This window comes from Citrobacter sp. LJND-P06 (assembly GCF_058188415.1).
The window spans coordinates 4,148,461-4,161,718 of the sequence record NZ_CP187317.1 but is presented as its reverse complement, the minus strand read 5'-3'; the positions used below and the strand labels follow the sequence as shown (position 1 = coordinate 4,161,718).

10 protein-coding genes, 1 tRNA gene and 1 pseudogene are annotated in these 13,258 nt (G+C 52.7%); 4 read left to right on the top strand and 8 right to left on the bottom strand.

Going from position 1 to position 13,258, the window contains the following annotated elements:
- The first annotated feature begins 127 nt into the window (after window positions 1-127).
- Window positions 128-1,753 (top strand): MltF family protein, encoded by a 1,626-nt coding sequence (locus ACO7SM_RS19685; protein WP_490468897.1) that lies wholly within the window; start codon window positions 128-130, stop codon window positions 1,751-1,753.
- Between the two features lie 180 nt (window positions 1,754-1,933).
- Here ACO7SM_RS19685 and ACO7SM_RS19680 read toward each other — a convergent pair.
- The 7 genes and pseudogenes from ACO7SM_RS19680 to aspA form a co-directional block, all read right to left on the bottom strand.
- A tRNA-Phe gene (locus ACO7SM_RS19680) sits at window positions 1,934-2,009 on the bottom strand.
- A 157-nt stretch (window positions 2,010-2,166) separates the two neighbouring features.
- Window positions 2,167-3,171 (bottom strand): annotated as a pseudogene (locus tag ACO7SM_RS19675) (DUF1176 domain-containing protein); the annotation flags it as partial.
- A gap of 66 nt (window positions 3,172-3,237) precedes the next feature.
- The gene (locus ACO7SM_RS19670; RefSeq protein ID WP_490468896.1) at window positions 3,238-3,813 is read right to left on the bottom strand and encodes a transcriptional regulator; all 576 of its coding nucleotides are present in this window, start codon (window positions 3,811-3,813) and stop codon (window positions 3,238-3,240) included.
- A gap of 36 nt (window positions 3,814-3,849) precedes the next feature.
- Window positions 3,850-5,559, bottom strand: coding sequence for a protein-disulfide reductase DsbD (locus ACO7SM_RS19665; protein ID WP_490468895.1), 1,710 nt, complete (start codon window positions 5,557-5,559; stop codon window positions 3,850-3,852).
- Window positions 5,535-5,882, bottom strand: coding sequence for a divalent cation tolerance protein CutA (gene cutA / locus ACO7SM_RS19660; RefSeq protein ID WP_276293067.1), 348 nt, complete (start codon window positions 5,880-5,882; stop codon window positions 5,535-5,537). The genes ACO7SM_RS19665 and cutA overlap by 25 nt, the downstream gene beginning before the upstream one ends.
- 121 nt (window positions 5,883-6,003) lie before the next feature.
- On the bottom strand, window positions 6,004-7,305 hold the full coding sequence (dcuA, locus tag ACO7SM_RS19655) for an anaerobic C4-dicarboxylate transporter DcuA (RefSeq protein ID WP_192610793.1): 1,302 nt from the start codon (window positions 7,303-7,305) through the stop codon (window positions 6,004-6,006).
- A gap of 114 nt (window positions 7,306-7,419) precedes the next feature.
- Entirely contained in the window at window positions 7,420-8,856 is a 1,437-nt protein-coding gene (gene aspA / locus ACO7SM_RS19650) for an aspartate ammonia-lyase (protein ID WP_203359201.1), read from the bottom strand.
- 337 nt (window positions 8,857-9,193) lie between these two features.
- Here aspA and ACO7SM_RS19645 point away from each other — a divergent pair, with 337 nt between their 5' ends.
- Window positions 9,194-9,670, top strand: coding sequence for an FxsA family protein (locus ACO7SM_RS19645; protein WP_490468894.1), 477 nt, complete (start codon window positions 9,194-9,196; stop codon window positions 9,668-9,670).
- A 70-nt stretch (window positions 9,671-9,740) separates the two neighbouring features.
- Here ACO7SM_RS19645 and yjeH read toward each other — a convergent pair whose 3' ends face one another.
- Entirely contained in the window at window positions 9,741-10,991 is a 1,251-nt protein-coding gene (yjeH, locus tag ACO7SM_RS19640; protein ID WP_490468893.1) for an L-methionine/branched-chain amino acid transporter, read from the bottom strand.
- Between the two features lie 277 nt (window positions 10,992-11,268).
- Here yjeH and ACO7SM_RS19635 point away from each other — a divergent pair, with 277 nt between their 5' ends.
- Window positions 11,269-11,562 carry a co-chaperone GroES gene (locus ACO7SM_RS19635; RefSeq protein WP_203359198.1) on the top strand — a complete coding sequence of 98 codons (294 nt, stop codon included), beginning with the start codon at window positions 11,269-11,271 and terminating at the stop codon, window positions 11,560-11,562.
- 43 nt (window positions 11,563-11,605) lie between these two features.
- Complete coding sequence (gene groL / locus ACO7SM_RS19630) at window positions 11,606-13,252, top strand: chaperonin GroEL (protein ID WP_203359197.1); 1,647 nt, start codon at window positions 11,606-11,608, stop codon at window positions 13,250-13,252.
- The last annotated feature ends 6 nt before the right edge of the window (window positions 13,253-13,258 follow it).

The window sequence follows — 13,258 nt, the reverse complement described above, 5'->3', positions numbered from 1 at the left end:
TGGGTTTTTAAACCCGTCCTCACTGACGTAGCGCCGTTTCTGAATACTGTTGAAGTGCACCAGATATACACCAGAGAGTTCCTGCGTTGGCTAAAATGAAAGGATGCGCCATGCGGAGTCTCTCGCCATGAATGCCCTCTCGTTTCACCGATTTTTCATTGCCCTTATTGCCGCACTGCTGCTTGTTGCCCCCGTGTATGCTGCTTCTGCTGAGCAAAATCAGCCCCCTGCTGTCACTGCTGAGCAAGGCCAGTCTCACGCTGATTCTGCTGAACGTGATCAGCCTCAGCAGGAGGAGCGAGAGGTGCTCGAAGTCAATATGGATGAGCTGCTGCAACCCTGGGTGGGGGATCTGCCAGGGATGCTCGATCGCCGGGTGATCCGGGTACTGACGACCTACAGCAAGACATTTTTCTTCATCAACAAGGGAACCCAGCGCGGCGTTACCCATGATGTGTTTATGGCGTTTGAACGCGAACTCAACGCCAGGTTACTGGAGGAGGACAAGCTAAAACAACGCCACCTCAAAGTACGTATTATCTTCGTACCGGTGGCGCGCGATCAGTTGTTTATGGCCCTTAACGAGGGGCGGGGAGATATCGCCGCTGCGAATCTGACGATTACCCCGGATCGTCAGAAACTCGTGGATTTCACCATCCCCTTGTATATCAATGTCAAAGAACTGCTGCTCTCGGGGCCCAACTCCCCTAAGGTAGAGACACTGGAACAACTCTCGGGCAAGACGGTGTTTGTGCGTCCCTCATCCAGTTATTACGAGAGCCTGAAGGCGCTTAATGCACGCTTTGCTAAAGCCTCACGTCCCCCCGTTATTCTTGAGGAAGCCCCTGAATCACTTGAGGATGAAGATCTTATCGAGATGCTGAATGCCGGGCTCATTCCGCTGATCGTCGTCGATCGGCATAAAGCTGAGTTTTGGAAACAGGTGTTTCCAAAAATTCAGATACACGAAGATATCGTGTTGCGCGGCGATGCTAATATCGCGTGGGCTGTACGCAAAAATAGCCCGGAACTTCTCGCGTTGCTGAATGATTTCGTTAAGGAAAATGGCGAGGGCAGCAAACTGGGTAACATCCTGTTGTTCCGTTACCTGAAGAGCGCAAAGTATGTCAAAAGCGCTGCAGCCCAGAAAGAGCGTCGTAAGCTGCTGAAGATGGTGGATTTATTCAGAAAGTACGGCGAACGCTATGACGTGGACTGGCTGCTAATGGCCGCGCAGGGTTATCAGGAATCGCGGCTCAATCAGTCCGCCCGTAGCCACGTGGGGGCCATCGGCGTGATGCAGGTGATGCCGCGTACGGGCAAGGAAATGAAAGTGGGCGACATCCGTAAGCTGGATCCCAACATTCATGCTGGGGTGAAATACATGCGCTGGATGATAGACAATTACTACGGTGATGAGCCGATGACCCAGCTTGATAAGGCGCTCTTCTCGTTCGCCTCCTACAACGCGGGGGCGGCTCGCATTGCCCGGCTACGCGCCGAAACAAAGACGCGGGGCTTTGACCCTGATGTCTGGTTTGGCAACGTGGAATATATGGCCGCTGAGCAGATCGGTGCAGAAACCGTCACCTATGTGAGTAACATCTACAAGTACTACATCGCCTACCGACTCATCATGGACGAAGTTGCGCGTAAAGAGAAAGACGCAGAGGACTCACTCAGTGACGTCACCCCGAAACAGACCGACAAGGCCACAGAGAAGGCAAAAAAAGAAACCGCAGACAAGCCGTGATACTCCCTGCCTGAAAGTCAGCAGAGCGGGGCACAGTGACCGGAGGAGAGGGGTGTTGCTAAGAGAAAGTGCTCGGGTGCGGTTCAGGGGGAAGCAGGAGAATTTGTGTTCAGAACGATCCGTAATCTACCGGAACGCTAAAAAGCAAAAACCCAGCCATAGGCTGGGTTCTTTAAATAGTGGTGCCCGGACTCGGAATCGAACCAAGGACACGGGGATTTTCAATCCCCTGCTCTACCGACTGAGCTATCCGGGCAACGGGGCGCATTAAACCGTAATCTGTACCCCCCGTCAACCAGATTTCTCTTTTTGTTGTCTGATTGCTTATCTTTGCGGCGATTTTGTCGCGGATAGGATTATTTTGCTTAAAATTACCGCGCGTTGTCATGCTCACTGGATTTTTGCGTTGCTTCAACCCGGCTAACAAAGGTGGGTAGCATCCAGGTGCCGCCGAGGACGATTTCCCGGCAATCGCCAGTGGTGTATTTCAGGCTACGCACAAATGTTTTGCCGTCCCACACCCACTCTTCTCCGCTAACGCAGTCGGCGATACCGCGACCTTTATTGAAGAACGTAATCACGCCATCGGCATAGTTGGTGGCATCGGTCGTGATGAGCTGCGGGTCGCGGGTCAGTGCGCTGTCCACCACCCACATGGCATAGCCTTCGTTATACGCGGCGCGCCAGCAGAGCCCCTGGATCAGGGTATGCGATTGATCAATGGCGGTGAGCGTTAACTGGCGGTCTTTGGCAGGGATATTCTCGTTATCCCAGTCATCGCAGTCATTGGTGAGTTTTTTCTCTAATACCGTGCGTTGATTTGCAGTGAGTGGCGTTGCTGGTGCTGAGGGCGTTACGGGCGCGGCAATAATGACAGGCGCCGGGACTGCCGCCAGTACGTTTTCATCACTGGCCTTGCCTTTACGCAGCAGAGCACTCTGAGTTCCTATACGCTTCTGGAATTCATCCATTTTAAGCAACACGGCATTGGCGCCTGCGCTGGAGAGCGTTTTGCGCTGCCCATTTAGCGCAATCTCAATTTTTTTGTCCTGAATCAGCGCCTGAAGCAGGGCGGTGATTTGCGCGTTGTTGAAACGAAAATGCTCTTTGTCTTTGGCCGTGAGTGTTCCCTGCGATTGTCCATCAATGAACATACTCACGCTGGCATCGGCAGGGATATCATTTTGGGTTTGTGCGAAGGTCGCCAGTCCGGTGGCCTGCTGCCCAGGGCCTGCCTGACGGGTCAGCAAGACACTGATTTCTCCGGTATTGACGCCGTAACCTGCGGCACGGCAGGTGCCGGTATTGTCGCAGGAGAGTTCCCAGTCTTTGTGGTCAAACGAAAAGCCGGTTAACGGTGCGGCAAACAGTGGGATTGAAAACAATCCCGCTGCCGCAATGAGGGGGAGACGGCGCATATAATTCCCTTTATGTATCAGTATTGCTGAAATTATATGCGCATCAGTAGGGGAGCGATAGGTGGATCAGGTCAGTGCGCCCGCCTTACGGCACTGAGCAAACCGCAGGATATCTTCTGCCAGGCGATGCGCAGTATCGACATCGGCCTGGCTACGGTTCACCAGCATACGGCTGAGACACCCCTCCAGCACCAACTCCATCTGCCGGGCGACCATGGCCGGATCGTCAATTTCCAGCGTGGTCAGCAACTCATGGGTAAAATCGTGCGCAGCCCGTTTTTGTTGATCCGCCAGTTGGTGAATGGGGTGGGTGGGATCAGGATAAAACGTGCAGGCGGCGATAAACAGGCAGCCCGGATAGCGGTGATTAATCATACATTCTGACAAGGCACTGTAGCGCGCCAGGAGCTTTTGCTCTGCACTCAGTGTTTCATCCAGTATAAGCTGACGGCGCCAGGTCTCTATCTGATGACTCAGATGACGTAACGCATCATAGAGAATCGCCTCTTTATCCGGCCAAAAACGTTGTAATTCGTCGAGCGGATAATCAACGCTTTCGGCGACCATCTCCAGTGTGGTCGTTGCTATCCCTTGAGTCTCAAGTAATTTTAGGGCTTCTCCCAGGACATCTTCACGTTGCACGGTATTTTCCTCTGTTTTTCCTTTTGCAAGTGTCGCTCACGGTTGCCGATCGCGCAAATGTGCGCTAAAGGTCGCCGCATCCATAAAGCCCGTCACCCGTGCTTCTGGGTGTTCATGCCCCTGTGCATCAAAGAACAAAATGGTGGGCAATCCCAGCACATGGAGGTGCTTCAGTAAGGCCACATCCTGTGCGTTGTTGGCGGTGACATTGGCCTGTAACAGCACCGTATCGCCCAATGCCTGCTGTACCTGCGGATTGCTGAAGGTATATTTCTCAAATTCTTTACAGGCGACGCACCAGTCGGCATACAGATCAAGCATCACGGGTTTGCCTTTGGCGCGCGCCAGCGCCTGCGTTAAGTCATCGACCGAGGTGACTGGCGTAAAGTTCAGATGCGCCTGCGTTTGTGCCGTTGCGTTACCGAACGCCCAGTCCTGCAACGGACGCACGCTGACTAACGCTGCGGCCAGCAGGACAATCTGTACCATGCGCATCCAGCGCCGTTTTGCCTGCAGGCTAGTGATAAATGCCCAGCCAAAGAAGGCAACGCCCAGTAATGCCCACAAACGCAGGCCCCATGCGTCACCGATGATACGTTCGAGCAAAAAGACGGGTAGCGCGAGGATAACAAACCCAAAGGCCGTTTTGACATGTTCCATCCACGGGCCGCTTTTGGGCAGCAGGCGGTTGCCGAAGACGGTGACCAGAATCAGCGGTAACCCCATCCCCAGCGCGTAGAGATACAGCGTCCCGCCACCGAACCACATGTCTCCGCTCTGGGCGATATACAGCAAAATAGCGCTTAGCGGCGCGGTGGTACACGGCGAGCAGATCAGCCCGGCAATCGCCCCCATCGCAAACACGCCGCCAGGCGATCCACCCTGCTGACGATTACTCATCAGCGTGAGGCGCGTTTGCAGCGAAGAGGGGAGCTGTAGCGTGAACAGGCCAAACATCGACAGCGCCAGCAGGGTAAACACCACCGCCAGGCCAATCAATACATACGGATGCTGCAACGCCGCCTGAAACTGTAATCCGGCAGCCGCGACGACCAGGCCAAGCGCGGTGTAGGTCAGCGCCATCCCCTGAACGTAGATAAAGGTCAGCAGCAGGGCGCGTCCGGTTGAGAGGCGCTGTTTGCCGCCCAACACGATACCGGAAATGAGCGGGTACATCGGCAGAACGCATGGCGTGAAGGCAATGCCAATCCCGATCAGCAACGCCCACAATGCAGAAAAGGGCAGTTGGCTGTCGGGTTGCGGTGCGTTTTCTGCTTGCGTTGCTGAAGGGGGGCGCGCCGGTTGCACATCTGCACTGGCAATCACCGGGCTTAGCGGCACGGTTTTCGTCTCTGGCGGGTAGCAGAAACCGGCGTCAGCGCATCCCTGATAGACGACGGTTAATGTCGCCCCAGACGCGGCCTGGTTGACCGTCACCGGGATAGTCAATCGCTGGCGATAGATTTCGCTTTTGCCATAAAATTCATCTTCGTGCCAGACGCCCGCCGGGAGCTGTACCGCGGCAATCTCTGCCTGAGACGGCGTGATAGTGATTTGCTTGCGATAAAGGTAATAGCCTTCTTTCACTTGCCATGAAAGATTAAGGTCATGCTGATTCTGCTGAAAATCAAAGCTAAAAGCCTGGTCGGCAGGCACAAATTGCGAGCGACCAGGCGCGTCAAATAATCCGGCGAAGACGGATGTGCTGCACAGCAGCAGGATCAGCGTAAGGATGCGTTGAGCCATGAGAGGTAATCACTATCTCCATGAGTAACGGGTAAAACCAGAAGTTCGGGTGTTTGATAGGGGTGGTGAGACTTCAGGCAATCAAGAAGCGCTTGCTGGTGCAAAACCGAGGATTTGAAGATCATCTGCACTTCGTATTCCTGCTCCAGTTTCCCTTCCCAGTAATACAGGGAAGTGGCGCCCGGGATGAGCGTAGCGCATGCCGCCAGTTTTTCTGCCAGCACTTTGGCTGCCAGGTCCTGGGCTGTTGCTTCATCCGGTGCAGTACAAAGCACCACAACGGCATCGGGGATGGACATATCCTGACTGTTAACATCAAGCATAAACACCTCGAAAGGACAGAATGACCAGCAAGAGAGTGGTCACTATACATCGGACGAGGGAAGGATGTTAGTCAAAGCGGGGAAAGGGGTGCGGGGCGTATAAACGCCCCGCGGGTAACACTTACAGCATGAAGCTGCCCAGCAGGAAGCCGAAGCAAACAGCAAGGACAACGCCCAGCGTACCTGGGATGAAGAACGGATGGTTAAAGACTAACTTACCGATACGGGTTGTACCGGTGTCATCCATCTGAACCGCCGCAACCAGTGTCGGGTAGGTTGGCAGAATGAACAGACCGGAAACGGCTGCGAAAGAAGCCACAGCAGTCAGCGGAGAAACGTTCAGCGCCAGCGCCATCGGCATCAGTGCCTTAGCCGTTGCAGCCTGAGAGTACAGCAGTGCAGAAGCAAAGAAGAAGATTACCGCCAGCAGCCACGGATGACCCTGAATTACGCTACCTGCAGTCTCTTTGATCCAATCGATGTTGGCAGAAACGAAGGTGTCGCCCAGCCATGCCACGCCCAGGATACAAATACAGGCGCTCATCCCTGCTTTGAAGGTGCTGGAGTTCAGGATGGAGTCAGTTTCAACACGGCAAAGGATGGTGGTCAGCGTCGCGACGCTCAGCATGATGATCAGAATTGCGTTGGTGGTGTTCATCAGCGGTTTAGCGACCAGGCCGAGGCTCGGGCTGTTGATGATGGCATAAGCCACAACACAGACTACGCCCAACAGGAACAACCAAACAGATTTTTGCGCACCTGCTTTGATTTCAACTTGCTTCTCGCCGCGCAGTTCAACCAAACCTTCTTCCAGACGCTTACGGTATACCGGATCGTCAGAAAGTTTAGAGTTAAACAGCATGGTGACCAGGAAGGACATCACCAGCACCGCCAGCAGGGTGGACGGAATGACCACGGACAGCAGGTGAATGTAGCTGATGCCATGACCTTCCATAACGGAAGACATGTATACCACCGCCGCAGAGATTGGCGACGCGGTAATGGCTATCTGTGCAGAAACCACCGCCGTGGAGAGCGGACGGCAAGGTTTGATCCCTTGTTCCTTCGCCACTTCAGCGATAACTGGCAGAGTTGCCAGAGAGATGTTGCCTGTACCTGCAAAAATAGTCAGGAAATACGTCACGATCGGAGCGAGGATCGTGATGTATTTCGGGTTTTTACGCAGCAGTTTTTCTGTCTGGTGAACCAGATAGTCCAGACCGCCTGCGACCTGCATGGCAGAGATGGCAGCGATAACCGCCATGATGATGGAAATAACATCGAACGGGATATTACCGGGCTTAACGCCTATGGCTGCAAGAACCAAAACGCCAAGCCCACCTGCAAATCCTATACCAATGCCCCCAAGTCTGGCGCCCAAAAAGATTGCCAGCAAAACGATGATAAGTTCTACAACTATCATATTAGCCTTCCTTGTTGTTTAACAAGTTGATATTAAATTGTTGTTTTTAAGTAACTTCTAATAAGAAAAAAGGCACGTCATCTGACGTGCCTCTTATGGTACTACCCTGTACGATTACTGTTCACTTTCATCAGTATAACGTTTTGCTTTATAAGCAGGGTGCATCAGGTTCTGTGCAGAGAAAATATCGTCCAGCTCAGCTTCAGTCAACAGACCGCGCTCCAGTACGACTTCACGTACACTCTTACCGGTTTCAGCACAGATTTTCCCAACGATGTCGCCGTTGTGGTGGCCGATGAACGGGTTGAGGTAAGTGACAATACCGATTGAGTTGTAAACGAACGCTTCACAGACTTCTTTATTAGCAGTGATACCGTCAATGCATTTTTCCAGCAGGTTGTAGCAGGCGTTGCTCAGGATATGGATAGATTCAAACATTGCCTGACCAATAACCGGCTCCATTACGTTCAGCTGCAGCTGACCCGCTTCGGACGCCATAGTAACGGTGATGTCGTTACCAATGACTTTAAAGCATACCTGGTTAACCACTTCTGGAATAACCGGGTTCACTTTAGCTGGCATGATGGAAGAGCCCGCCTGCAGTTCCGGCAGGTTGATCTCGTTCAGACCGGCACGTGGGCCAGAAGAGAGCAAACGCAGGTCGTTACAGATTTTGGACATCTTCACAGCCAGACGTTTCAGTGCGCTGTGGACCATAACATAAGCGCCGCAGTCAGAGGTCGCTTCAATCAGGTCTTCTGCTGGTACACAGGCGAAGCCAGTAACTTCTGCCAGTTTCTGTACCGCTAAAGGAGAGTACTCTTTAGGGGTATTCAGACCTGTACCGATTGCTGTTGCGCCGAGGTTAACTTCCAGCAACAGTTCTGCGGTATGGCCAATGTTTTTCACTTCTTCTTTCAGCAGTACGCTGAAAGCACGGAATTCCTGACCCAGGGTCATCGGCACAGCATCTTGCAGCTGGGTACGACCCATTTTCAGGATACCCTGGAATTCTTCCGCTTTACGCTCAAAGCCTTCGCGCAACTGGTTGATAGCATCAATCAGTTTAACGAGGGATGCGTACACCGCGATACGGAAACCGGTCGGGTAAGCGTCGTTGGTGGACTGACATTTGTTCACGTGGTCGTTCGGGTTCAGGTACTGATACTCACCTTTCTGGTGGCCCATCAGTTCCAGCCCAATGTTGGCCAGCACTTCGTTGGTATTCATGTTTACGGAGGTGCCTGCACCGCCCTGGTAAACGTCTACCGGGAACTGGTCCATGCATTTGCCGTTGTTCAGAACTTCATCACAGGCGGCAATGATGGCATTTGCCACACTCTTAGGAATAGTTTGCAGCTCTTTGTTGGCCAGGGCCGCTGCCTTTTTCACCATTACCATACCGCGAACAAATTCAGGAATATCACTGATTTTGTTATTGCTAATGTAGAAGTTTTCAATCGCTCTCAGAGTGTGAACACCGTAGTAGGCTTCCGCTGGAACTTCCCTGGTACCCAACAAATCTTCTTCGATACGAATGTTGTTTAACATGTGAACCTTCTTTTTCAAGCTGCCAAAAAATTACATTAAACACACAGGATATATGTGGTTTCGAATGTTTCCTGACCGACGATTATCCCCTACATCGGTCTGATGTCCGAGATGATATGCTGCTTCAGGATTTCTACCGTAATCTGGATCACTTTAAGTGTGGCTAATTACTCCTTATTTATTATTTTGTGAGATAGATCACCCCTTTTGGATTACTCCCATAAATATATCCAAAAATGGCTTGAAATTTTGCTAAGCACCTCAATATAAGTTGGATGCAAATTGCACAATCATTCAAAAGACGTGCTGAAACGGCGGTTACCTACAGGAGAACCCTTTGCGCTGGATACCACTTGTTGCCATCTTTCTCTATGTTTACATTGAGATTTCTATTTTTATCCAGGTCTCCCAGGTACTGGGCGTACTGATGACGTTGATTCTGGTGATCTTCTCTTCGATCGTTGGTATGTCGCTGGTGCGCAATCAAGGATTTAAAAACTTTTTGCTGATGCAGCAGAAAATGGCGGCAGGAGAAAGCCCGGCTGCGGAGATGATCAAGAGCGTATCGCTGATCATTGCGGGTTTGTTGCTGGTTCTGCCAGGTTTCTTCACCGATTTCCTCGGCCTTCTTCTTTTATTACCGCCGGTACAGAAACATCTGACGATGAAACTGCTGCCGCACCTGCGTTTCTCCCGGATGCCGGGCGGCGGTTTTAGCGCCGGAACTGGCGGTGGAGATACGTTTGACGGCGAGTTTCAGCGCAAGGACGAAGAGCGCGACCGTCTCGATCATAAAGACGATCGCCGCGATTAAAGAGTATAGTAGGCCCGGTAAGTTTAGCGTCATTCGGCATCCAGGTCGGATGGCGCAGTGCTTATCCGGCCTATAAAGGGTTTTCAAGCCCTTTTCGCCTGGGTAAAAATAGCCATAGCACCGCCAGCATAATAATGGCGTACAGGCTTTTCCAGCCGACCATCGCCAGTAAAAGCAGGCACAACACCCCGCCAATGACCGCCAATGCGCGATAGCGTCCTTTCAGTAAACGGCACCCTGCCAGCATGCACAGCAGATAGATCATAATAAAAATGCCATTAGCGTAGACAATCAGCGCATTGAGGTTGATGTCGAGCGCGTAAATACACAAGGTGCTGATAACGCAACATACCAGCACGGCATTCAGCGCATTGTGCGGGATCTGGCGGGAGGAGAGGCGTGCCAGATAATGGTCTGGTTTGTATCGTGCTTGCGACCAGACCAGGCGGGCAAAACTTTGAATATAAATATTCAGACTGGCAAAACAGGCCAGATAGCCAATAACGCAGGCAACCCACAACGCCTGGACGCCAAACAACCGCACGACAATTTCAGGCAGCGAAGCCGCCGCCGCCATCTGCTCGCCGTAAGCGCCAAAATGCAGCACCACCACCGTACACGCCCAGTAAACGGAACCCGCCAGCAGCAGGCCAATCATCAGGGCGCGCGGAAAGTCTCGCTCAGGTTTTTTGAATTCGGATGCCAGATGCGCAAAGGCTTCAAGACCGACGAAGCACCAGAACATCACCGACAGCGCAGAGAACAGCCCCGACATGTCGATATCGCCTGGCGCCGGGAAGGGGATTTCAGCGGGTTGCAGTTCGCCAGCCCACCAGATGGCGACAATCAGCGCCACAATCAGACCCGCGATGATGGTTTGCAGGTTCGCGCTTGAGCTGGCGCCGCGAGAGCCGATGTACCACACCAGGACAAGCGTCCCCAGTTCCGCCAACAGTAATTGTCCACCGTGCCAGCCAAACATCGCCTGGCCGAAACCTGCGGCAATATGCAGCGCGGCGGGTAAACCGACGGGAATGACCGACAAAAACAACCAGCCGGTCACCCGCTCCATATGATCCCCAAACGCCATGCCAACAAAATGCGCCACGCCTCCGGCGCTGGGGTAATGACGGCCAAGTATCGCGAACACGATGGCCACCGGAAAAACTAACACGATGAGTATCGGCCACGCCCACAGGCTGTTATTCCCCGCGACAAGGGCGGCCAGTGCAGGAACGGCAAAGACACCCGTGCCTAACAACGATGTCGATAACAGGCCAATCCCCTGAGCCAGTCCCAGCTCTTGTTTTAGTCCGCTCATGTAATGGTTATCCGGTTACGCCTAAAATTCAGGCAACTGCACAGATTTTTGATGGTATCACAATCAGATTTGCTGATGACCGCGGCCCTGAAATTGGTGCGAAATGTGAGGTGGGTTGGTGTTTTGAGCGGATTTTCTCCTGATAAGAATTTTTTTTTAGTTTCCCCCTTGAAGGGGTATAACCCCATCCCCATCTCTCTGGTCACTAGCCGGGAAATCCGTTTACGGGCCGGCGTCACCCATAACTGATAAAGACTTTCTCAAAGGAGAGCTATCAATGAGTATTCGTCCGTTACATGATCGTGTGATCGTCAAACGTAAAGAAGTTGAATCCAAATCAGCTGGCGGCATCGTTCTGACCGGTTCTGCAGCAGGTAAATCAACTCGTGGCGAAATCATCGCTGTCGGTAAGGGCCGCATCCTGGAAAACGGTAGTGTGCAGCCGCTGGACGTGAAAGTCGGCGACATCGTTATTTTCAACGATGGCTACGGCGTGAAGTCCGAGAAGATCGACAACCAGGAAGTGCTGATCATGTCCGAAAGCGACATTCTGGCAATTGTTGAAGCGTAATCCGCGAACGACACTGAACATACGAATTTAAGGAAAAGAGATAATGGCAGCTAAAGACGTAAAATTCGGTAACGACGCTCGTGTGAAAATGCTGCGCGGCGTAAACGTACTGGCAGATGCAGTGAAAGTTACCCTCGGTCCGAAAGGCCGTAACGTGGTTCTGGATAAATCTTTCGGTGCACCGACCATCACTAAAGATGGTGTTTCCGTAGCACGTGAAATCGAACTGGAAGACAAGTTCGAAAACATGGGCGCGCAGATGGTGAAAGAAGTTGCCTCTAAAGCGAACGACGCTGCAGGTGACGGTACCACCACCGCGACCGTACTGGCTCAGTCCATCATCACTGAAGGCCTGAAAGCTGTTGCTGCGGGCATGAACCCGATGGATCTGAAACGTGGTATCGACAAAGCTGTCGCTGCTGCGGTTGAAGAGCTGAAAGCACTGTCTGTACCGTGCTCTGACTCTAAAGCTATCGCTCAGGTTGGTACTATCTCCGCTAACTCCGACGAAACCGTAGGTAAACTGATCGCTGAAGCGATGGACAAAGTCGGTAAAGAAGGCGTGATCACCGTTGAAGACGGTACCGGTCTGCAGGACGAACTGGACGTGGTTGAAGGTATGCAGTTTGACCGTGGCTACCTGTCTCCTTACTTCATCAACAAGCCGGAAACTGGCGCAGTAGAACTGGAAAGCCCGTTCATCCTGCTGGCTGACAAGAAAATCTCCAACATCCGCGAAATGCTGCCGGTTCTGGAAGCCGTTGCTAAAGCAGGCAAACCGCTGCTGATCATCGCTGAAGATGTTGAAGGCGAAGCACTGGCAACGCTGGTGGTTAACACCATGCGCGGCATCGTGAAAGTGGCTGCTGTTAAAGCACCGGGCTTCGGCGACCGTCGTAAAGCAATGCTGCAGGACATCGCGACTCTGACCGGCGGTACCGTAATCTCTGAAGAGATCGGTATGGAACTGGAAAAAGCGACCCTGGAAGATCTGGGTCAGGCAAAACGCGTTGTGATCAACAAAGACACCACCACCATCATTGATGGCGTGGGTGACGAAGACGCAATTCAGGGTCGAGTGACTCAGATTCGCCAGCAGATCGAAGAAGCAACGTCTGACTACGATCGTGAAAAACTGCAGGAGCGCGTAGCGAAACTGGCAGGCGGCGTTGCCGTTATCAAAGTCGGTGCTGCGACCGAAGTTGAAATGAAAGAGAAGAAAGCACGCGTTGAAGATGCCCTGCACGCGACCCGTGCTGCGGTAGAAGAAGGCGTGGTTGCTGGTGGTGGTGTTGCGCTGATTCGCGTAGCTTCCAAACTGGGCGATCTGCGTGGTCAGAACGAAGACCAGAACGTGGGTATCAAAGTTGCGCTGCGCGCAATGGAATCCCCGCTGCGTCAGATCGTGCTGAACTGCGGTGAAGAACCGTCTGTTGTGGCTAACACCGTGAAAGCGGGCGACGGTAACTACGGTTACAACGCTGCAACTGAAGAGTACGGCAACATGATCGACATGGGTATCCTGGATCCAACCAAAGTGACCCGTTCTGCTCTGCAGTACGCCGCTTCTGTTGCTGGCCTGATGATCACCACCGAGTGCATGGTTACCGATCTGCCGAAAGGCGATGGTGCTGACTTAGGCGCTGCTGGTGGTATGGGTGGCATGGGCGGTATGGGCGGCATGATGTAATCGTGC

Excerpts from the sequence above, each read along its gene's own strand:
- ACO7SM_RS19685 (WP_490468897.1), top strand. The coding sequence starts at position 128 with ATGAATGCCCTCTCGTTTCACCGATTTTTCATTGCCCTTATTGCCGCA.
- ACO7SM_RS19665 (WP_490468895.1), bottom strand. The coding sequence starts at position 5,559 with ATGGCTCAACGCATCCTTACGCTGATCCTGCTGCTGTGCAGCACATCC.
- cutA (WP_276293067.1), bottom strand. The coding sequence starts at position 5,882 with ATGCTTGATGTTAACAGTCAGGATATGTCCATCCCCGATGCCGTTGTG.
- dcuA (WP_192610793.1), bottom strand. The coding sequence starts at position 7,305 with ATGATAGTTGTAGAACTTATCATCGTTTTGCTGGCAATCTTTTTGGGC.
- aspA (WP_203359201.1), bottom strand. The coding sequence starts at position 8,856 with ATGTTAAACAACATTCGTATCGAAGAAGATTTGTTGGGTACCAGGGAA.
- yjeH (WP_490468893.1), bottom strand. The coding sequence starts at position 10,991 with ATGAGCGGACTAAAACAAGAGCTGGGACTGGCTCAGGGGATTGGCCTG.
- ACO7SM_RS19635 (WP_203359198.1), top strand. The coding sequence starts at position 11,269 with ATGAGTATTCGTCCGTTACATGATCGTGTGATCGTCAAACGTAAAGAA.
- groL (WP_203359197.1), top strand. The coding sequence starts at position 11,606 with ATGGCAGCTAAAGACGTAAAATTCGGTAACGACGCTCGTGTGAAAATG.